20 protein-coding genes and 1 pseudogene are annotated in these 19,992 nt (G+C 36.6%); 3 read left to right on the top strand and 18 right to left on the bottom strand.

The annotated features are described in order from the left end of the window. Together TP70_RS09150 and TP70_RS12770 are read right to left on the bottom strand one after the other, a co-directional pair. Positions 1-763: RNA-guided endonuclease TnpB family protein (locus TP70_RS09150; RefSeq protein ID WP_044361155.1), on the bottom strand; the 763-nt coding region annotated here is incomplete at its 3' end. 40 nt (positions 764-803) lie between these two features. Continuing rightward, positions 804-966 (bottom strand): annotated as a pseudogene (locus tag TP70_RS12770) (transposase); the annotation flags it as partial. Between the two features lie 302 nt (positions 967-1,268). Here TP70_RS12770 and ispG point away from each other — a divergent pair. Beyond that, entirely contained in the window at positions 1,269-2,369 is a 1,101-nt protein-coding gene (gene ispG / locus TP70_RS09145) for a flavodoxin-dependent (E)-4-hydroxy-3-methylbut-2-enyl-diphosphate synthase (protein ID WP_044361153.1), read from the top strand. Positions 2,370-2,781: 412 nt separating this feature from the next. Here ispG and TP70_RS09140 read toward each other — a convergent pair whose 3' ends face one another. The 5 genes from TP70_RS09140 to TP70_RS09120 form a co-directional block, all read right to left on the bottom strand. After that, positions 2,782-3,189: a Fur family transcriptional regulator gene (locus TP70_RS09140; RefSeq protein ID WP_044361152.1), complete on the bottom strand. Its 408-nt coding sequence runs from the start codon at positions 3,187-3,189 to the stop codon at positions 2,782-2,784. After that, entirely contained in the window at positions 3,179-4,039 is an 861-nt protein-coding gene (locus TP70_RS09135; RefSeq protein WP_044361151.1) for a metal ABC transporter permease, read from the bottom strand. The genes TP70_RS09140 and TP70_RS09135 overlap by 11 nt, the downstream gene beginning before the upstream one ends. Further along, entirely contained in the window at positions 4,036-4,809 is a 774-nt protein-coding gene (locus TP70_RS09130; RefSeq protein ID WP_044361150.1) for a metal ABC transporter ATP-binding protein, read from the bottom strand. Before TP70_RS09130 ends, TP70_RS09135 begins: the two co-directional genes overlap by 4 nt. 123 nt (positions 4,810-4,932) lie before the next feature. After that, positions 4,933-5,823 (bottom strand): deoxyribonuclease IV, encoded by an 891-nt coding sequence (locus TP70_RS09125; RefSeq protein WP_044361149.1) that lies wholly within the window; start codon positions 5,821-5,823, stop codon positions 4,933-4,935. A 9-nt stretch (positions 5,824-5,832) separates the two neighbouring features. Further along, positions 5,833-7,176: a DEAD/DEAH box helicase gene (locus TP70_RS09120; protein ID WP_044361148.1), complete on the bottom strand. Its 1,344-nt coding sequence runs from the start codon at positions 7,174-7,176 to the stop codon at positions 5,833-5,835. Between the two features lie 332 nt (positions 7,177-7,508). Here TP70_RS09120 and TP70_RS09115 point away from each other — a divergent pair, with 332 nt between their 5' ends. Continuing rightward, positions 7,509-8,477: a 4-hydroxy-3-methylbut-2-enyl diphosphate reductase gene (locus TP70_RS09115; RefSeq protein WP_044361147.1), complete on the top strand. Its 969-nt coding sequence runs from the start codon at positions 7,509-7,511 to the stop codon at positions 8,475-8,477. A gap of 56 nt (positions 8,478-8,533) precedes the next feature. Here TP70_RS09115 and TP70_RS09110 read toward each other — a convergent pair whose 3' ends face one another. From TP70_RS09110 to TP70_RS09085, 6 genes are all read right to left on the bottom strand, one after another. Further along, on the bottom strand, positions 8,534-9,634 hold the full coding sequence (locus TP70_RS09110; RefSeq protein WP_044361145.1) for a Nif3-like dinuclear metal center hexameric protein: 1,101 nt from the start codon (positions 9,632-9,634) through the stop codon (positions 8,534-8,536). Continuing rightward, a complete protein-coding gene (locus TP70_RS09105) occupies positions 9,631-10,311 on the bottom strand; it encodes a tRNA (adenine(22)-N(1))-methyltransferase (protein WP_044361144.1) in 681 nt (226 codons plus the stop codon). The genes TP70_RS09110 and TP70_RS09105 overlap by 4 nt, the downstream gene beginning before the upstream one ends. 183 nt (positions 10,312-10,494) lie before the next feature. Continuing rightward, positions 10,495-11,604, bottom strand: coding sequence for an RNA polymerase sigma factor RpoD (rpoD, locus tag TP70_RS09100; RefSeq protein WP_044361142.1), 1,110 nt, complete (start codon positions 11,602-11,604; stop codon positions 10,495-10,497). A 17-nt stretch (positions 11,605-11,621) separates the two neighbouring features. Beyond that, a complete protein-coding gene (gene dnaG, locus TP70_RS09095; RefSeq protein WP_044361141.1) occupies positions 11,622-13,409 on the bottom strand; it encodes a DNA primase in 1,788 nt (595 codons plus the stop codon). Positions 13,410-13,485: 76 nt separating this feature from the next. Continuing rightward, positions 13,486-14,310 carry a pyruvate, water dikinase regulatory protein gene (locus TP70_RS09090; RefSeq protein ID WP_044361140.1) on the bottom strand — a complete coding sequence of 275 codons (825 nt, stop codon included), beginning with the start codon at positions 14,308-14,310 and terminating at the stop codon, positions 13,486-13,488. A 16-nt stretch (positions 14,311-14,326) separates the two neighbouring features. Beyond that, complete coding sequence (locus TP70_RS09085) at positions 14,327-14,953, bottom strand: helix-turn-helix transcriptional regulator (protein WP_044361139.1); 627 nt, start codon at positions 14,951-14,953, stop codon at positions 14,327-14,329. 423 nt (positions 14,954-15,376) lie between these two features. On the opposite strand from TP70_RS09085, the gene TP70_RS09080 reads away from it, so the two are divergent. Further along, positions 15,377-16,768 (top strand): glycine--tRNA ligase, encoded by a 1,392-nt coding sequence (locus TP70_RS09080; RefSeq protein WP_044361137.1) that lies wholly within the window; start codon positions 15,377-15,379, stop codon positions 16,766-16,768. 316 nt (positions 16,769-17,084) lie between these two features. Here the strand turns inward: TP70_RS09080 and recO are convergent, their stop codons facing one another. Genes recO through ybeY form a run of 5 tightly spaced genes read right to left on the bottom strand, consistent with a single transcriptional unit; the run spans position 17,085 to position 19,991 of the window. After that, entirely contained in the window at positions 17,085-17,846 is a 762-nt protein-coding gene (gene recO, locus TP70_RS09075) for a DNA repair protein RecO (RefSeq protein ID WP_044361136.1), read from the bottom strand. Positions 17,847-17,865: 19 nt separating this feature from the next. Further along, on the bottom strand, positions 17,866-18,762 hold the full coding sequence (gene era, locus TP70_RS09070; protein ID WP_044361134.1) for a GTPase Era: 897 nt from the start codon (positions 18,760-18,762) through the stop codon (positions 17,866-17,868). Further along, positions 18,762-19,169, bottom strand: coding sequence for a cytidine deaminase (gene cdd, locus TP70_RS09065; RefSeq protein ID WP_044361132.1), 408 nt, complete (start codon positions 19,167-19,169; stop codon positions 18,762-18,764). Before cdd ends, era begins: the two co-directional genes overlap by 1 nt. Before the next feature lie 13 nt (positions 19,170-19,182). Next, positions 19,183-19,521 carry a diacylglycerol kinase family protein gene (locus TP70_RS09060; protein WP_084207687.1) on the bottom strand — a complete coding sequence of 113 codons (339 nt, stop codon included), beginning with the start codon at positions 19,519-19,521 and terminating at the stop codon, positions 19,183-19,185. Then, positions 19,518-19,991, bottom strand: a complete 474-nt coding sequence (gene ybeY, locus TP70_RS09055) for an rRNA maturation RNase YbeY (protein ID WP_044361131.1) — start codon at positions 19,989-19,991, stop codon at positions 19,518-19,520. The genes TP70_RS09060 and ybeY overlap by 4 nt, the downstream gene beginning before the upstream one ends. Position 19,992 lies beyond the last annotated feature (1 nt).

Genomic DNA, 19,992 nt, shown 5'->3' with positions numbered 1-19,992 from the left:
TCTTTTCATGTAATCGCGCTACTTTTCGTTTTTGTTTTTGATAGTTCTTTGCTTCAAAGAGAGAGACACCTTTCTTTTTAGCTAATAAAGCACGCTTTGACAACTTACGTTGCTCACGTCTGAGTTTCTTTTCCATTTTAGCCGTGAATTTATGATTATCAATTTTTTGACCATCAGAAAGGATCGCAAAATTCGTAATACCCAAGTCAATACCAATTGCAGAATTAGATTTAGGCAATTCATTTGTCTCTTCTTTACATAACAAAGAGATATAGTATTTACCGCTAGCATGACGTGATATTGTCGCTGACTTAATAACCCCTTTTGGCTGTCTGTGAAGTTTAATTCTGATTAAGGATTTTAATTTAGGAACTTTGACAAACTTATCATCAATCAAAGCAACTGTCCCATTTTGATTATTCGTTGTATAACTCTGAACAGGATTTTTCTTACTTTTGAACCGAGGAAATCCAATAGATTTATCGCGGAAAAAGTTCTTGTAAGCTTTATCTAAATGGAGTTGTGCATTAGCTAAAGCAAGACTATCAACTTCTTTCAAGAATGGGAATGCTTTTTTATATTTGGCAGGTGTTGGAAAACGCATTTTCTCAGAGGGATTGTTCACTTTTTCTTGATAGGCTTTTATCCGGTCATGAAGCATGAGATTATAGACTTTCCGAACACAACCAAAAGATTTCGCAAAGAAAACCTCTTGTTCCTCTGTTGGATATAGTCTAAACTTGTACGCTTTTAATTGTTCCATTAGATACACCACCTATCTATTTATGATTATTCGCTTGATTGGGGGAAACTTTGAACATAATGTGTATAGGGTCTTTATCATAATGCCACGCAACTAAAGTAATCAGATATTTCATTATCAATTACTTGTCTACGCTATTTCGTTGCCAAAATAAGAGGATAGTGAAGAAGGGATTCTAAATGACTATTTGTATCTAATGCCATTGTTATACTAACGCTTTACTTATGTAAACTGAAAATAACATAAGTAAAACAAAAAGGCAATTCGCCATGTATATCAATTTTCAAGTTACCAAAAGTAACCAATATACTGGCCGGCATTCATCACCCGCCTAGAGGATGGGCGACTTCTGCCTAAACTAAGTTAAACATAAAAAGTCATATAAAACAGTTCATTGTTTTGAATATCGCCCTATCGATATTGTATAATGAATACTAACGTTGAAAAGAATAGCCTGTCAAAGTGCATTTTCAATTTTTAAAATTGTTATAAAGGAGTTTCTAACATGTCTGAAATTACACATCGTAAAAATACACGACCTGTCAAAGTTGGTAATTTAACTATTGGTGGTTCTGATGAGGTTGTTATTCAAAGTATGACAACGACAAAAACCCATGATGTAGAAGCAACTGTTGCTGAAATTAAGCGTTTAGAAGAAGCTGGTTGTCAAATCGTTCGTGTAGCATGTCCGAATGAAGAAGATGCACATGCCATTAAAGATATAAAAGCACAAATTAATATTCCGCTCGTAGTAGATATTCATTTTAATTATAAATTAGCATTGATCGCGATTGAAAACGGTGCCGATAAGATTCGTATCAATCCGGGTAACATCGGAAGACGCGAAAAAGTAGAAGCAGTCGTTGAAGCTTGTAAGAAAAAAGGGATTCCAATTCGTATCGGTGTTAACGCTGGTTCATTAGAAAAACATATCTTAAAAAAATATGGCTACCCTACTGCTGACGGTATGGTAGAAAGTGCGTTACATCATATTAAAATTTTAGAAGACCTTGATTTCCATGATATTATCGTGTCAATGAAAGCAAGTGACGTAAACTTAGCAATCGAAGCTTATACAAAAGCGGCACAAGCATTTGACTATCCACTACATTTAGGTATTACAGAAAGTGGTACTTTATTTAACGGTACAGTCAAATCATCTGCAGGTCTTGGTGCAATTTTAGCATTGGGTATCGGTAATACATGCCGAATCTCATTATCAGCGGATCCAGTAGAAGAAGTGAAAGTTGCGAAATCATTGTTAAAAGCATTCGGTCTTGCAAGTAACGCAGCAACATTAATCGCTTGCCCAACTTGTGGCCGTATCGAAATTGACTTGATTTCTATTGCGAATGAAGTTGAAGATTATATCGAAAAACTTCAAGTACCATTGAAAGTGGCGGTACTTGGATGTGCAGTAAATGGTCCGGGTGAAGCACGTGAAGCGGATATTGGTATCGCTGGTGCACGTGGCGAAGGTCTCTTGTTTATGAAAGGTAAAACTGTACGTAAAGTGCCTGAAGAAACAATGGTAGATGAATTAAAAATGGAAATTGATAAATTAGCTGCTGAATGGGAAGAAAACTACAAAAAAGCAGTACAATAATATATAAAGTGGGATGGCATGTGCTGTCTCACTTTTTTTAGCATTTATATGGCAAACTTAAATTGAAGTCAGTCAAAACATATAAACACATCTAGAGACAGCTTAGCGTATCTTTTAAGTTTTAAGGACAGCTATAACATCTTATGTTGCATAAACGTTACGCAATAGCTGAAAAGACCTATTATGTTTTAGACTCATGAAGAAATTATTTCTATTGTGAGACGCCTTGCAGGAAAGCGAGCAATAAAGAATCGATGGTACTGAAAAGCACACAACTCATCAAGATTGTACGCTTCGACATAACCAGCTATTTCTCCTACGCATATGAGCTACTTTTAATGATCTATCTATTACAGAAGTTGGCAATAAAATAAGCTTTGTAAGCGTGAATTGTGCCTACAAAGCTTATTTTTTAACGACATTTTTCACAGATGCCGTATACTTCAAGTTTATGCATTTCAATTTCAACTTCTGGTAATGACTTTTTGATTTCAGTCATTGGACAATAATCAATCACTTTCGTATCGCCACAAGATTTACAAATAAAATGATGATGATGGTGATTCGTACAAGCGATTCTAAATTTCATTTCACCATCTAACTCTGTTCCTTCAATAATACCCAAAGTTTTGAATAAATGCAGGTTGCGATAAATCGTATCAAACGAAATACCTGGGTATGTGTCATTCATCAATTTTTGAACATGTTTTGCGTTGATATATTTATCTTCTTTAACAAAGATGTCAATCATATCTCGACGTTTATCTGTATATTTGTGTCCTTCATCTTTGAGTAATTGAATAGCTTTTTTAGTTTCCATTCGCTTTCACTCCTTTAACGCGCCCTTTTGCAAGTGCTTGATAAATCATTGTAAGACATAGCATAAGGACGAGTATTACAACAATAATTCCACCCGGTGAGATATTCAAATAAAAGGCAGTTATCAAGCCTGATATAACAGAAAATTCACCGATTAAAATACTCATTACAATAAACTGCTTATAGCCCTTTGTCCAACGCATCGCAATCGCCACGGGTAATGTAATCAATGCGCTTACTAATAAGACACCAATCACACGCATCGATGCTGAAATAACAAGTGCAACGATAACGATAAATAAAAATTGGATCCATTTCGGAATACCGATTACTTGGCTATATTCTGCGTCAAATGACAAAATAAATAGTTCTTTATAAAATAGCAAGATAAATAATAGGACGAGCACAGTGATAATAATAATTGTTACTAAATCGCTGAGTGACACAGCACTAATCGAACCGAATAAAAGCCCTACGAGTTCTTGGTTAAATCCGTCTGCTAGTGAGATAAAAATCGCACTTAAACCAATCCCTGTACTCATAATAATCGGAATGGCAATTTCTTGATAATTTTTGTAAGAACTGCGTAGTTTTTCGATTAAAAGCGCCCCAATAATGGAAAAAAGAATCCCCGTCCATATTGGGTTAATATTCACAAAGAGCGGTACGGCAGAAATTAAAAACATGCCGAATGAAATCCCACCTAAAGTGACATGACTCAAAGCGTCTGCAATGAGTGACAGCCTACGTACAACAATAAATGTCCCTATTAACGGTGCAATCAAACCTATCAGGATCCCACTAATAAATGAATACCTAATAAATTCAAAATTTAATAATGCATCAATCATAAACAACAATCCCTATCGTGTTTATGGTCAACGAATTTAATCGGATGACCATATATTTTTGAAATTTCAACTTCATCAAGCGACTTAAATTCATGTGCTGTCCCATGAAAATGTAAGTGCTTGTTGATACACGCGACTTCAGTTGCTGTATCTGCTACAACACCAATATCATGTGTCACTAAAATAATTGTTACGCCTTCTTTCTTCAAACTATCCAATGTATTATAAAATTCGCCGACATGTTTCGCATCAATCCCGTTTGTTGGCTCATCTAAAATAAGGACGGTTGGATTGCTGACAAGGGCTCTCGCAATTAAGACACGCTGTTGCTGACCGCCTGATAATTCAGCAATATTTTTATTTTTTAAATGGCTGATGTTCAGACGTTCCAACACTTGGTCTACTTTTTGTTGATCTTGCTTATTAAACCATCTGAACAGACGTTTTTGACGTGTTAACCCACTAAGAATGACTTCATTCACAGTTGCTGGGAAACCCGCTGTAACTGCTGATGCTTTTTGTGAAACATAGCTTATTTTATCTGACGTCAGACTTTTATGATATGCAATGCCATCTACAAAAATTTCCCCTTTTTGAATCGGTAGTAGTCCAAGAATAAGCTTCAACAATGTTGATTTGCCCGCGCCATTTGGACCAACAATGGCTAAAAATTCCCCTTTATTAATACGAATATTGATATTCTCTAACACTTTTTTATTTTCAAAATAAAAGTCAATATCTTTTAACTCAAATACAGGTTGCATTATCATTTCACCTCAATATTACTATATACGCCCGAACCTTAAATGTAAATAGTAATGTTTACGACTCGAAACAAATGAAAACTACACATTAACAGAATGATTTTCTATCAATGTATAGTTCCCTTTTAATTACTTTGTTAAAATTTTATTTTTCATATCCGGATCGAATTTTTGATTGAGGAATGCTTCAATTTCATATGCATATGGTGCTTTTTTGTTCTTTTTGTCTTCTCCGACATAAGGTGTTTCTAAAATTTTAGGAATATCTTTGAATTGGTCGTGGTGAACAACGTAGTTCAAAGCATCAAAACCAATATGTCCAAAACCGATATTTTCATGACGGTCTTTATGCGCACCAACAGGATTTTTACTGTCATTCACGTGGACAACTTTAATGCGGTCGACGCCAACAATTTTATCGAATGAGTTCAGTACACCGTCAAAGTCATTCACAACGTCATATCCCGCATCGTGAATATGACACGTGTCTAAACAGACAGATAAGCGATCGTTATTATGAACGCCATCAATAATTTGTGCAATTTCTTCAAAAGTACGTCCGACTTCTGACCCTTTACCTGCCATTGTTTCCAAAGCGATACGTACGTTGTTATCATTTGTCAGTACTTCGTTTAAACCTTCAATAATACGCTTAATACCTGCTTCAGCACCCGCACCTACATGCGCACCAGGGTGTAATACAATATCACGTGCGCCTATTTGTTCAGTACGTTCAATTTCATTTTGTAAGAATTCGACACCGAGTTGGAACACTTCTGGTTTGTTCGTATTTGCAATATTAATAATATACGGTGCATGCACGACAATATTTGATAAACCATAATCTTTCATCGCAGCTTGTCCTGCTTCAATATTTAGCTCTTCAATCGGTTTACGGCGCGTATTCTGTGGTGCACCTGTATAAATCATAAACGTAGAAGCACCATAACTATGTGCCTCTTCCGCTGATCCTTGTAACATTTTTTTACCGCTCATTGAGACATGAGATCCAATTAACATCTTGATACCCTACCTTTGCTTTTTACTTTTACGTGCTTGACGATTTTTACGTTTGCTAAATTGACGTTTTTCTTGGCGTTTCAGATTTTCAAGTTCCTGATTGAACTTTTTCTTATAGCCTGGTTTAACTTTCTTTTTATTTCTTTTTACTTTATGTTTCACCTGTTGCGTAATATGATCGTCCTGCTTTTGGCGTAAACGACGTGTATTGTGGGCTTTGATTGGTACTAATTCCCCATTTTTTACATCTACATTTTCAAAATGGTAGCCTTTGGCTTCGATTTGATGAATTAAAGTCTCTTCATCAGGTGTATAAAGCGTAATGGCGATACCTTTATAGTTACCACGTCCCGTACGGCCGACACGGTGAGTGAAGAAGTCGATATCTTTAGGTACATCAAAGTTAATGACATGACTAACGCCTTCAATATCAATACCACGTGATGCTAAATCACTCGCAATGACATATTGGAATTCCAAGTTACGAATACGTTTCATTTGTTGCTTACGTTCACGAGGAGATAAGCCACCGTGAATCATGCCGACTTGAATTCCTTCAGCAGTCAATTGTTGTGCCAAATGATCTGCATTTTCACGACTATTACAGAAAATAATACCGAGATATGGATTTAATGTATGAATTAATTCGATTGTTTTTTCAATTTTTGCTGATCCACGCGTAGGAATAAGGTAAAATTCAATGCTGCTCTTATTTTTTGATGTTGTTTTAACTTCAATAAACGCTGGATTTTCCAAATATTTATTAAGAAATGGATGCAGTGACTTCGGAATGGTTGCACTGAATACCGCCATTTTAGTATCGTCATCAAGGCGTGCAGCGATTTGATCGACTTCTTGAATCAAGCCAAGATCAATCATTAAATCTGCTTCGTCCACGACTAAGTAATGCGCAAGATGAACGTGTAATGCGCCGATTTTCGCCAAGTCATTAATACGCGTCGGTGTTCCAATAATCAGTTGCGGTTGAATCGTTGTTTTTTGTTTATCTTTTTCAAAATCTGTGCCGCCGATAAATAAGCTGACTTTGACACCTTGTTTGTGTTCTGCTAGTTGTAATGCTGCATGATGTAGCTGTGTCGCTAACTCACGTGTTGGCGCAACGATAATGGCTTGTGGCTCCGTTACGTTTGGAGCGATTTGATGGAACAACGGAAGTAAGAATGCATGTGACTTCCCTGTCCCTGTTTGTGATTGCCCGATTAAGTTTGTTTTTTTCATCATTTTCGGAATAACACGTTGTTGTATATCAGTTGGTTGTTTAAAATTTAATGCGTCTATTGCCGCTAATATGTCCGAGTCAAAGTTAAATTGCTCAAATGGATGCTTTGCCATTGTTTGGCCTCCTTAAAGATTCATCTCTATATTATAAATGAAATAAAGCATAAAGAAAATAAACAATGTGACAATGTATTAGAAATCAAAGTATTTTGAGGATATTTATCGTGAAATTTGTTAAGAATATATGTGGAAAAGTTGCCTGTAGAATGAACAGTCAGATAGAAAGGTCTTTGTCAGACTTAAGTAGCAAGCATCTGATTTTTGAATATGCAAATTAAAAGTGCAACGGATCATAAGTATAAATGATTTTAGAACATCAACCCCTTTTCTTTTAAACGGGCATATATGTTGCTATAATAAATGTTTGAAGGAGGTTCGTGAAATCTATGGAAATAATTAAGATTACACCACGTGGTTATTGTTATGGTGTTGTGGATGCAATGGTGATTGCCCGCAATGCATCATTAGACCCCAATTTACCACGTCCGATATATATACTTGGAATGATCGTTCATAATAAACATGTAACGGATGCATTCGAATCTGATGGGATTATTACTTTAGATGGTCCTAATCGACTTACAATTTTAGAACAAATTGAAACGGGCACAGTGATTTTTACAGCGCATGGTGTCTCACCTGAAGTCAAACAACGTGCAAGAGATAAAGGTTTAACGTGTATCGATGCAACGTGCCCTGATGTTGAAAACACTCACGAACTGATTAGAGAGAAGAAAGCGGCGGGTTATCACGTTGTTTATATCGGTAAAAAAGGACATCCTGAGCCAGAAGGTGCGGTCGGTGTTGCACCGGACATTGTGCATCTTGTTGAAACAAAAGAAGATGTCAATGACTTGCCGGACAATTTACATGACTATCCACTTATTGTGACGAACCAAACGACGATGTCACAGTGGGACGTACTACATTTGATGGAAGAATTGCAAGTGAAGTATCCGCATATCGAGCAGCATAAAGAGATTTGTCAGGCGACACAAGTGCGTCAAGAAGCAGTTGCAAATCAAGCTGGCGAAGCGGACTTACTTATCGTTGTCGGCGATCCGAAAAGTAATAACTCTAACCGCTTAGCGCAAGTGTCTAAAGATATCGCGCATACGAATTCATACCGTATTGCTGATATTTCACAATTAGATTTGTCATGGTTGGATGGTATTGAGACGGTGGCTGTAACTGCTGGTGCGTCTACGCCAACACCAATTGTTAAAGAAGTGATTAACTTTTTTAATCAATATGACCCATTAGATCCTTCAACACATGATACAACATCACATGTGCCTGTTGAGAAAATCTTACCTAAAATTAAAAAAGCAAAACCAGTTGAAATTATGGAATAACATTGAAAATCCCCTTACGCCTTTGCGAAATAGCCAAAAGCTAAGGGGATATTTTTTTACATATATTGATAAGGATCGGTATGTGTTTCTGAGGCGCAAATACGACCGTCAAATTGCTGTTCTAACCAGTGATTTAATAAGGTGACAAGTCCTTCTTTCATGACATATTCACTGTAATGATTAATATCTAATAAATTCATACCTGCAGTTTTAGCATCTAAGGCGTCGTGATGTTTAATATCACCAGTTAGGAAAATGTCTGCACCTTGTTTCATTGCTGACATTTCATACCCTATGCCCGATCCTCCAATCAGTGCGACAGTCTGGATCGCCGCATTCTTATTGCCAATAAAGCGCACACTTGGCATGTTTAATTGCTTTTTAACGTGTGTTGTGAACGCCTCAACAGTCATCGGCTCAGATAATTCACCAATCATCCCTAAACCACGTTGAATTTCTTTTTGTAAAGGTAAAAAGTCATATACAGGCGTTTCGTAAGGATGATGTTGATTAATTAATTGTTGTGCTAATTGATATTGTGACGCATCAATCATAAATTCAATTTTTACTTCATCAACCGTCTTAATTTCACCGATTGCACCAATGTGTGGTTGTGCATCGCCGACTGGTTTAAATTGCCCTTGCCCTTTTGTATTGAAAAATGCGTGCTCGTAGTTGCCTTCTGTTGCAAGACCGTGTTTAGAGAGCTGAAGCTTAAATGCAGTGGCATCAGTTTCTGGAATATAGACTTGCACTTTATAATAATCCGTTGTTTCAGGTAATAAAATTTTACATGATTGTAGTTCAAGGTGTTCGGCAAGCATCGCATTTACACCTTGAGGATGCACATCTAAATTTGTATGCATTGCAATTAAATTGATTTTATTTTGAATGAGTTTATAAATAATACGGCCATAACCGGCATCTTCAGTAATCGCACGCATCCCTTTAAAAATAAGTGGATGATGCGCTACGATTGTATTACATCCTTTTTCTATCGCTTCATCAACGACTTCGGCAGTACAATCTAATGCAGTCATGATACCTGAAACATTGCATGATGAATCGCCAACTAATAAACCGACGTTATCCCATGATTCTGCGCTGTCAAAAGGGACTTGGTTGTTTAAAATATCTAGAAATGTTTTTAATTTCATTGATTTAACACCTCTTTTATTTCATTTTCTTGTCTTGTAATTTCATCATAGCGTGCTTGATGACGTATAGGAGCCAATTGTTTCTTAATGTCTTCCAAAGCTTCTATTTCACGTGTCCATTTTTCAACAAACAGTTCTGAAGGCGTTGGATGTAAAAATGGTCCAAACTTTAAGTCTCTAGCAGACAGTGACATGTCTCCCGGATCAGCAACGATAATTTCATAAATATGTGCGCGTTCCTTGATTAATGTTTCAGTTACAATTTGATAGCCATTTAACTGTAAAAATTGACGAATTGGTTCAGATTGAATATTCGATTGTAAAACGAGTCTCGGGCGGTTTGGAATATGTTGGAAGCCTTGTGTTAAAATTTTAGCAATCAGTGGTCCACCCATGCCACAAATCGTGACAGTATCAACGTAATCAACTTCAGGGTTTAAAATTGTTAGTCCGTCCCCTAATCGAATATCAATTTGTTGTTGAAAGCCATGTCGTTCTACACTTTTAACAGCGGATGTGTATGGACCGGGAATCACTTCTCCTGCGATAGCACTTTTAATTTGTCCTTGTTCCAATGCATACATCGGTAAAAATGCGTGGTCTGAGCCAATATCTGCTAGGGTATCCCCTATAATATACTCACTTACTTTTTGTAAACGTCGATTGATTGGTATCATGCTTGTTACTCCTTTAATTATCACAACTCGTTATTGCAATTCTATTATACAAAATTTCATTTATTGAGACTATGTTTGATATATTGTTCAATATGATTGAATCCTAAATCAAAAAAGCGGGAATAACGTCCACATTATGAAAATGCGTTCATATTCCCGCCTATGCGTTCATTTAGTTACTGATTAATCCATAAAGTCTTTAAGTCGTTTACTACGGCTTGGGTGTCTTAATTTGCGCAATGCTTTCGCTTCAATTTGACGAATACGCTCTCTTGTAACACCGAATACTTTACCCACTTCTTCAAGTGTGCGCGTGCGACCGTCATCTAAACCAAAACGTAAACGTAATACATTTTCTTCACGGTCTGTTAAAGTATCTAAAACATCTTCCAGTTGCTCTTTTAATAATTCGTAAGCAGCATGATCAGATGGACTTTGCGCTTCTTGGTCTTCAATAAAGTCACCTAAATGACTGTCGTCTTCTTCCCCGATAGGCGTTTCTAATGACACTGGTTCTTGCGCAATTTTTAAGATTTCACGTACTTTTTCAGGTGGTAAATCCATTTCCTCCCCGATTTCTTCAGGTAGTGGATCACGACCTAAGTCTTGAAGTAACTGACGTTGTACACGAATTAATTTATTGATTGTTTCGACCATATGCACTGGAATACGGATTGTACGTGCTTGGTCAGCAATGGCGCGAGTGATCGCCTGACGAATCCACCATGTCGCATATGTTGAAAACTTGAATCCTTTGCTGAAATCGAACTTTTCAACGGCTTTAATTAAGCCCATGTTTCCTTCTTGAATAAGGTCAAGGAATAGCATACCGCGCCCTACATAGCGCTTTGCAATACTTACAACAAGACGCAAGTTGGCTTCAGCTAAGCGTGCTTTCGCTACTTCATCACCTTGCTCAATTCGTTTTGCAAGTTCAATTTCTTCTTGTGCACTTAATAAGTTGACACGTCCGATTTCTTTTAAGTACATACGGACAGGATCGTTAATTTTAACTCCTGGAGGTGCACTTAAATCATTCGGGTTTAGCTTTTCATCTGTATCTGTACTATCTTTTTCATTGATTAATTGGATGTCATTATCGTTAATCATATCGAAAAATTCATCCATTTGATCAGAATCCATTTCAAAATTTTGCAGTTTCTCTGCTACCTCTTCATGGCTTAAATGACCCTCTTTTTTCCCCTTTTCAATCAATTGTTTTTTCACATCTTCAATTGTGAGTGTCGGATCGATTGTTTCTTTTTTGATTACTTTTACTTGGTTGTCAGACATAAAAAGGCCTCCCGAAATTAATCTTTACTTCTTAAACTCTCTCTTTTTCTATTTACAATCTGTTCTAAATAATATTTTTGTGCGTCACTATCCCCAATACGAATGGCTTCATTCAAACGTGCTTGTAAAGTTTCAAGTGTCTCAGTTGAACGATTGGATGTCATAACAGAAATGTAATCCAACATTTCATTTTCGTATGGATTATGGTTTAACGGGTAATCTACAAGTTGTATGAGTGTCTCTTTTACATCATCATGCTTGATGTACCCTAATATATCACTGATTGTAAACTGTTCAAATTCTGCATAATATTCCTGTAAGACATTAAATATACGTTTAAAATGCTCATTTGTAAAGTCGCTTTCTTCAATATCTTGATAAAAACGTAAAAATAAGGACTTATCATTGAAAAAATGCTTCAGAATAGCACGTTCCGCTTTTTCATTTTTTGATAATCTCATCGGTTGTGGTGTCTGCTGAATTGCTGGCGTTTGTTGATAATGAGATTGCGGATGACGGCTCTCTACTTCATTTAATAGACTATCTGGATGCACTTTAAACAATTCTGCCGCTTCTTGTACAACTTTTTGACGTAAAATTTGAGATTGTATTAATGCCGCGTCATCAACAAAGACTTTGTAATGCTTCTCGAAAGCAAGGTCGTTATTTTGAATTTCTTGTTGATGTTGTTTCAGTTTAAATGAGACAAATGATTTCTTTTCATTAGAGACGAATTCTAGAAAACGTTCTGCCCCATACTTTTCAATATATTCGTCTGGGTCCATATCAGTCGGTAGTTGAATGACAAATACGTCAAACTGTTGCTCTAATAAAGCTTGACCTGTTTTTAACGTTGCTTGAACACCTGCAAAGTCACCATCAAACATCATTGTCACGTTTTTACATAATTTCTTGAGAATGGTCATGTGTTCTTTAGAAATTTGTGTCCCCATGCTTGCGACGACATTGTGTAATCCAGCTTCACTCGTTTTAATAACGTCCATGAATCCTTCTAACAAAATGATTTCATCTTGTTGTCGAATACTTTTTCGCGCTTTATCTAAATTGTAGAGTAGTTTTCGCTTTTGAAAGATAGGTGACTCTGGACTGTTTAAATATTTAGGCGTTTGATCATCGTGATAGGCACGTCCCGAATAACCGATAATACGACCTTGCGCATTCGGTAATGGGAAAATAATGCGATCTCGAAATCTATCGTAATAGTCGAAAGTAGATTCATTTCTTGATAAAATCCCAGCTTCATAACCTAACGACAGTGAGTAGCCTTTTTTCTCCATATAATCTGTCGCAAAATTTGACGCATCAGGTGCATAACCAATTTTACGTTGATCAATCATTTCATCGGTAAATCCACGACTATATAGGTATTTTAATGCCGTTTCGCCTTCTACAGTCTTTTTCAATAAATAATGATAGTAATCGAGCAATTCCTCATGCATTTGAATCATTACCAAGTCATCTGATGCGATGTCTTGTTTTTGTGATGATAGTTCGGTTTGAACTTTAATATTTGCTCTTTCGCCAAGATGTTTGACTGCTTCGGCAAATGAGACTTTTTCAATTTCTTGAATAAATTGAAAAACATTGCCGCCCTTTTTACAACCGAAGCAATGACAAATCTGCTTATCTTCAGATACTGTAAATGAAGGTGTTTTTTCATCATGAAAAGGACACAAACCAATGTAATTGCGTCCTCTTTTCTCTAATTTTACATATTCGCTTACAACATCTATAATATCTGTATTTTGCTTAATTTCATCAATCGTTGTTTGTGGTATTCTCACACACATCACCTATCAATTTGTCTTCAATTTGCAATATACCAATGACTTTAGAATAACGTCACTATTATACTATTTCTTAATTTAAAATGGAATCTTTATGCTCAATAATTTGAATAATGTTATTTGCTGTCTCTTCAATAGCTTTTTCGGAAACATCAAGCACAGGACAGCCGATTTTTTCAACAATGCGATTGAAGTATTCGAGTTCTTCTTCAATGCGCTTGTCATTTGCATAACGTGCAGAATCTGACAAACCGAGTTGTTTTAAGCGCTCTTTACGAATCGCATTTAATTTTTCTGGACTGATTTTAAGTGCGACACATTTTTTAGGGTCAATTTCAAACAACATGTCAGGTGGTGAGACTTCAGGAACGATTGGCACATTCATCACTTTATAGCGCTTATGTGCAAGATATTGCGAAATCGGTGTTTTAGAAGTGCGTGAGACACCAATTAAGACGATGTCTGCTTTTGGTAGCCCTTTTGGATCTTTACCGTCGTCATATTTTACCGCAAATTCCATCGCTTCAATTTTTTTGAAATAATCTTCGTCTAATTTATGCACAATACCAGGTTCGTTCATCGGTGCTTCTTGAAAGACATGTTCCATCGTTTGCATGATAGGGCCCATAATATCAACCGATTTAATCTTATGTTCTACAATGAGTGCTTCCATATATTCACGTATTTCAGGTTTTACAAGTGTATAGATGACAATGCTATCACATTCTTTTGCCATTGCGATAACTTCATCAATATTTTGTTTTGTTTCGATATAAGGATAGCGTAAAACTTCAGAAGTTAACTCACAATTATTGAATTGTGACATACATGCCTTTGCTACAAGTTCAGCTGTTTCACCAACTGAATCTGATGCGATAATTATTTTTGTATTGGTCATCGTTGGTTGCCTCCTACTAATCAAATAATGAAACGAATAGTTTCGTAATAGTCGTTTTTGAAATACGTCCTGTGACTTCATAGTTGCCATTTTCTTTTTTCTTAACGATAGGAATTGAGTCGATTTCTTTGGTGATCATTTGCTTTGCTGCGTAGAGTACGTAATCATCTTCTTTAAGTAATACGATATTCGGCATGCGTGTCATGATAATGTTTACCGGCATGTTATGAATATCTTGTCCTGCCATCGATGCGCGCAATAAGTCTTTACGGGAAACGACCCCAACAAGATCATTGTCGGCATTTACAATAAAAAGCGTCCCTACATCTTCAATGAAAATAGAACAAATGGCATCATACACAGTGACGTCACTTTTTAATATAACAGGATGTGATTGATAATCTTTAACAATTTGATTTTTGAGTGGCTCCGTTAAAAGTTGCGCACGTGATTTTCCTGAATAAAAATAGCCCACACGTGGTCTTGCTTCCAAAAAGCCGGACATAGTTAAAATTGCCAAATCGGGTCTCAGTGTTGCACGCGTCAAATTCAATTGTTCAGCTATTTTCTCACCAGTAATCGGGCCAGATGATTTTACGATTTCTACAATTTTTTCTTGTCGTTGATTGAGTTCGATGATCATCTCTGTCTATTTAAAACCTAGTAAAAGCTTTAAGGTTATGCTCGTTAAATAGCAGAATTGCCTCCTATTCTTCATATTAGCATCATATTTATTTGAAGTTATTTTAATGTATAAACGTCTAAAGACTAACCTTCATATTATTTGAATCAGTGAATTTTAATATAAATACTATTATAGCCTGTAATTTATTGTTATACAATTATGTTTTCACTTGCCTTTCTACGATTGATAGCATAGAATTATGAATAAGCGAGTTAAGGACGGTGGAAGCTTAACAACTAAAATTGGCTTACAATTAAAATGTTTTAAAGTGAGTGGCGACACTAATTTGGGTGGAACCGCGGATTACAATGTTAATTCGTCCCAAGGTTAAGAATATTTTTCTTTTCCTTGGGACTTTTTATTTTGAAGGAGTGAACATCTATGGAAAAAAATATGGATACAATTGTTCAATTAGCGAAACACAGAGGATTCGTTTTCCCAGGTAGTGAAATTTACGGCGGGCTTGCGAATACATGGGACTATGGTCCGTTAGGCGTTGAATTGAAAAATAATATTAAAAAAGCATGGTGGAAAAAGTTTATTACGCAATCCCCTTATAACGTAGGGTTAGATGCAGCTATTTTAATGAACCCAAAAACTTGGGAAGCATCAGGTCATATCGGTAACTTTAACGATCCAATGATTGATAACAAAGACAGTAAAATTCGTTACCGTGCGGACAAATTAATTGAAGATTACATGGCGAACGTTAAAGGTGACGAAAACTTTATCGCGGATGGTATGAGCTTCGATGAAATGAAACGTTTAATTGATGAAGAAGGTATTACGTGCCCTGTGAGCGGCACAGCCAATTGGACAGACATTCGTCAATTCAACTTAATGTTTAAAACATTCCAAGGTGTTACAGAAGATTCTACTAACGAAATCTTCATGCGTCCTGAGACAGCACAAGGTATTTTTGTGAACTACAAAAATGTACAACGTTCAATGAGAAAGAAATTACCATTTGGTATCGGTCAAGTTGGTAAATCATTCCGTAACGAGATTACACCAGGTAACTTCATTTTCCGTACAAGAGAATTTGAACAAATGGAACTTGAATTCTTCTGTAAACCAGGTACTGAAATTGAATGGCAAAATTACTGGAAAGAGTTTGCGGCAAAATGGTTAAAAGATTTAGGTTTACAAGATGAAAACTTACGTCTACGTGACCATGATGAAGATGAACTTTCACACTACTCTAATGCAACAACAGATATCGAATTCCGTTTCCCATTTGGTTGGGGCGAGCTATGGGGTATCGCAAGCCGTACAGACTACGACTTAAAACAACATAGTGAGCATTCTGGTGAAGACTTCAGATACCATGATCCAGAAACAAATGAAAAATACATTCCATATTGTATTGAACCATCACTTGGTGCAGACCGTGTGACATTAGCATTTTTATGTGATGCATACGACGAAGAAGGTGTTGAAGGTAGCAAAGATGCGCGTACTGTATTACACTTCCACCCTGCAATTGCACCATACAAAGCAGCTATTTTACCATTAAGTAAAAAATTATCTGCCGATGCAATTAAAGTATATGAACAACTAAGCGAAGACTTCGTTGTAGACTTTGACGAATCACAATCAATTGGTAAACGTTACCGTCGTCAAGATGAAATCGGTACACCTTACTGTATTACATTTGACTTCGACTCACTTGAAGACCAACAAGTAACAGTCCGTCATCGTGATACAATGGAACAAGTACGTATGCCAATCGGTGAATTAAACGCATTTTTAGCTGAAAAAGTAAAATTCTAATAGTGCATGTGAAAAAGCGGCAATCGGTTATGAATCGGTTGTCGCCTTTTTTACACATATAAATAAGCATTGCACGCATGACCTTAATATCATGTTGCAATGCTTATTTTTGGTTCTTCCATTTTCATTGTGAAGTTATGAAAGAGTCGTTTCAATTGCGAGACACCTACTGCCATTTAAAAAGCATTGCTTACTTTCGAGAAGAAATCTCACTATATCTTGTATAGTTCGAGCGAGGCCTGTAGGAATGCGAGGTACTGAAAAAGCGCACAACCCATCAAGATTGTACGCTTAGACATGCGCAACTATTTTGGTTCTATTCAAAGGACGCATTGAAACGTCGTAATTGGTTAATCATGCGCTGACTTTTAAAGTACATCCCCGCATATTCTTTATAAATCATTAAAATAAATTGCGACATTTCTTCAACAATTTCATCGTGAATAGAAATTGAATTAATTTTTGACAATGGTAGTTGCTTTAAAATCGCCATTAAATAAATCGCTTTATTGGATAATGGCATTAGGTGTGGATCTAGATGCCCTGCTGACTTAGAAATGACACCATCATATTTAAAACTGTATCCGATAAATTCACCCGGTTGATCTGTATTTTTAACAGCACAGTGTGTCAAATTAATATCAAATCCATAATATGTGATACATTTCAGCATAACAATATTCGCAATCAGTTGCGCGGACACACCTTCATCAATTTGACTCAGCGCAAAATCTAACAATGCATACAGGTGTGTATCAACTTGATCTGTATCGAGTGCCCCATCAATTGTTTCTAAGCACAAGCTTGCATAACTGTTCGTAAAAACGTCCATACGTAAATCATAGTGACTATTAATGACGTCGATAGATGTTAACGTCCCCATACCACGCCACTTATTATAAATAAACAAAGCTTTTACAAAGTGCTGTGTTGTTGCTTGCAAGCCTGATTTCACTTTTTTAGCACGTCGCACCATGAGTGGAATTTTAGCACCATGTTCATTTAATATCGTAATAATTTTATCCGATTCGCCATAGTCAACGGTTTTAATAATAATCCCTTTTTGTTTGACGAGCATTTATTGCCCCACCTTGTTACTATTCGTCTTCAACATAGCCCATTTGTTTAATGAAATGAGATTTGTTACGCCAATCTTTTTGAACTTTTACCCATAAATCGAGATATACTTTTGAACCTAGTAAATACTCAATATCTAGACGCGCACGTTTACCGATTTCTTTCAGTTTTTTGCCACCTTTGCCGATAACAATCCCTTTTTGTGAATCGCGTTCAACATAGATGACCGCTTCTACTCTTACACGGTCTTCCGCTTCTTGAACCATGCGTTCTACGTTGACACCGATTGAATGTGGAATTTCTTCAGACGTTGTTTGTAATATTTTTTCACGAATCAGCTCACTGACTACAAATTGTTCAGGGTGATCTGAAATTTGCCCGTCTGGATAGTATTGTGGTCCTTCTGGCAAGTAGCTTTTTAACACGTTCAGAAAATGATCCACGTTATGCCCTTCTAACGCAGAAATTGGGATAATTTCCGCAAATGACATGTACGATTGATATTGCTCAATTTTTGGCATTAATTCATCTGGATGCACGAGGTCAATTTTATTTAAAACTAAAAAGACAGGTGTTTTGACCGTTTTCAGCATTTCCATAATATATTGATCGCCACGACCAATGTCTTCATTGGCATTTACCATAAACATCACAGCATCAATTTCAGAGAGTGTATTTTTTGCCACTTTCATCATGTAATCGCCAAGCTTATGTTTCGGCTTGTGAATACCCGGTGTATCTAAGAAAATAATTTGTGCGTCATCTTGTGTCATGACACCTTGAATTTTATTGCGTGTCGTTTGCGCTTTATCTGACATAATCGCAATTTTATGGCCAATCACACGATTCACAAACGTTGATTTCCCGACGTTTGGTCGGCCAATAATTGTAACAAATCCCGATTTATATTCATTCATTAGTTATTTAAATCCTTTCCTGAAAATCCAAGTGGTAATAATTCTGCAACCGTACGTTCTTTCATTTCACCTTTGTGATTCGTCATATATACCGGCATGTCGTCATCACACAATTCTTTCAACACTTGGCGACACGTGCCACATGGTGAAGATACTTCATCACTATCAACTGTTACCGTAATAGAAGCGAAGTCTCCTGGTCGATAGCCTTGTGACATCGCTGCAACGAGTGCAGATCGCTCCGCACATATTGTTGCCGGGTATGCAGCATTTTCTATATTTGCACCGTAAAATGTTTGACCGTCTTTCGTTACAAGATAAGCGCCCACTTTGAATTCGCTGTATGGTGCGTAGGCATTTTGTTGTGCTTTTCTAACTTCATCAAAATGTTTGTCTGTGTAAGGCATATGCGTCATCTCCTCAAAATAATTTCGGTAAAAATATAATGGCACCGATAATCAGTGCAAAAATAGAAGCAAGTAATACGCTAAATGCTGCAATATCTTTCGCCCGTTTGGCATCAATATGATAGTCAGTTGTAACAAGATCTACCGTGTATTCAATTGCTGTGTTGAGCGCCTCTGTAAGCCAAACAAGTACAATAGCAGTTATAATAAACAACCATTCCAATGTACTAATTTGGCAAATAAAACCGAGTACGATGGCACCGAAACCTGCTAAAAGGTGCATGAAGAAGTTACGATCTTTCTTTAATAAAGTCCATCCGCCTTCAAAAGCATGTTTAAATCTACCAATCATGCGTCTCTCGTTAATCCGAACGCATTTAAAATCGCGTCTTGGCGTCCGAACATTTCTTTTTCTTCTGCTTCAGTCATATGATCATATCCAAGTAAATGTAAGAAACCATGTAATGCGAGGAATCCTAATTCACGTTCAAATGAATGATTGTATTGTTCGGCTTGCGCTTTCGCCACATCTGTACAAATAATAATGTCGCCTAGTACACGTGGGATTTCAGCGCCTTCAAATCCTTCAAAGACGTCCTCTTCTTCTTCAAACGCAAATGAAATGACATCCGTGACTTTATCTTTGTCACGATAATCACGATTAATCGTTTGGATTTCTTCTTCATCGACAAAACTTACAGATAGTTCTGCTGCTTCATCTATTCCTTCTTGCGCTTTCGCAAACGTTAATAATTGCTCGATTTGATCAATCCATGCTTGTTCTACTAAATCGGTATGATCATTGAAATCGATGGTGAACATG

Origin of the sequence: Staphylococcus microti (genome assembly GCF_000934465.1) — a bacterium.
GTDB lineage: Bacteria > Bacillota > Bacilli > Staphylococcales > Staphylococcaceae > Staphylococcus > Staphylococcus microti.
The sequence above is the reverse complement of the archived record's forward strand: the minus strand, read 5'-3'. Positions and strand labels throughout refer to the sequence as shown.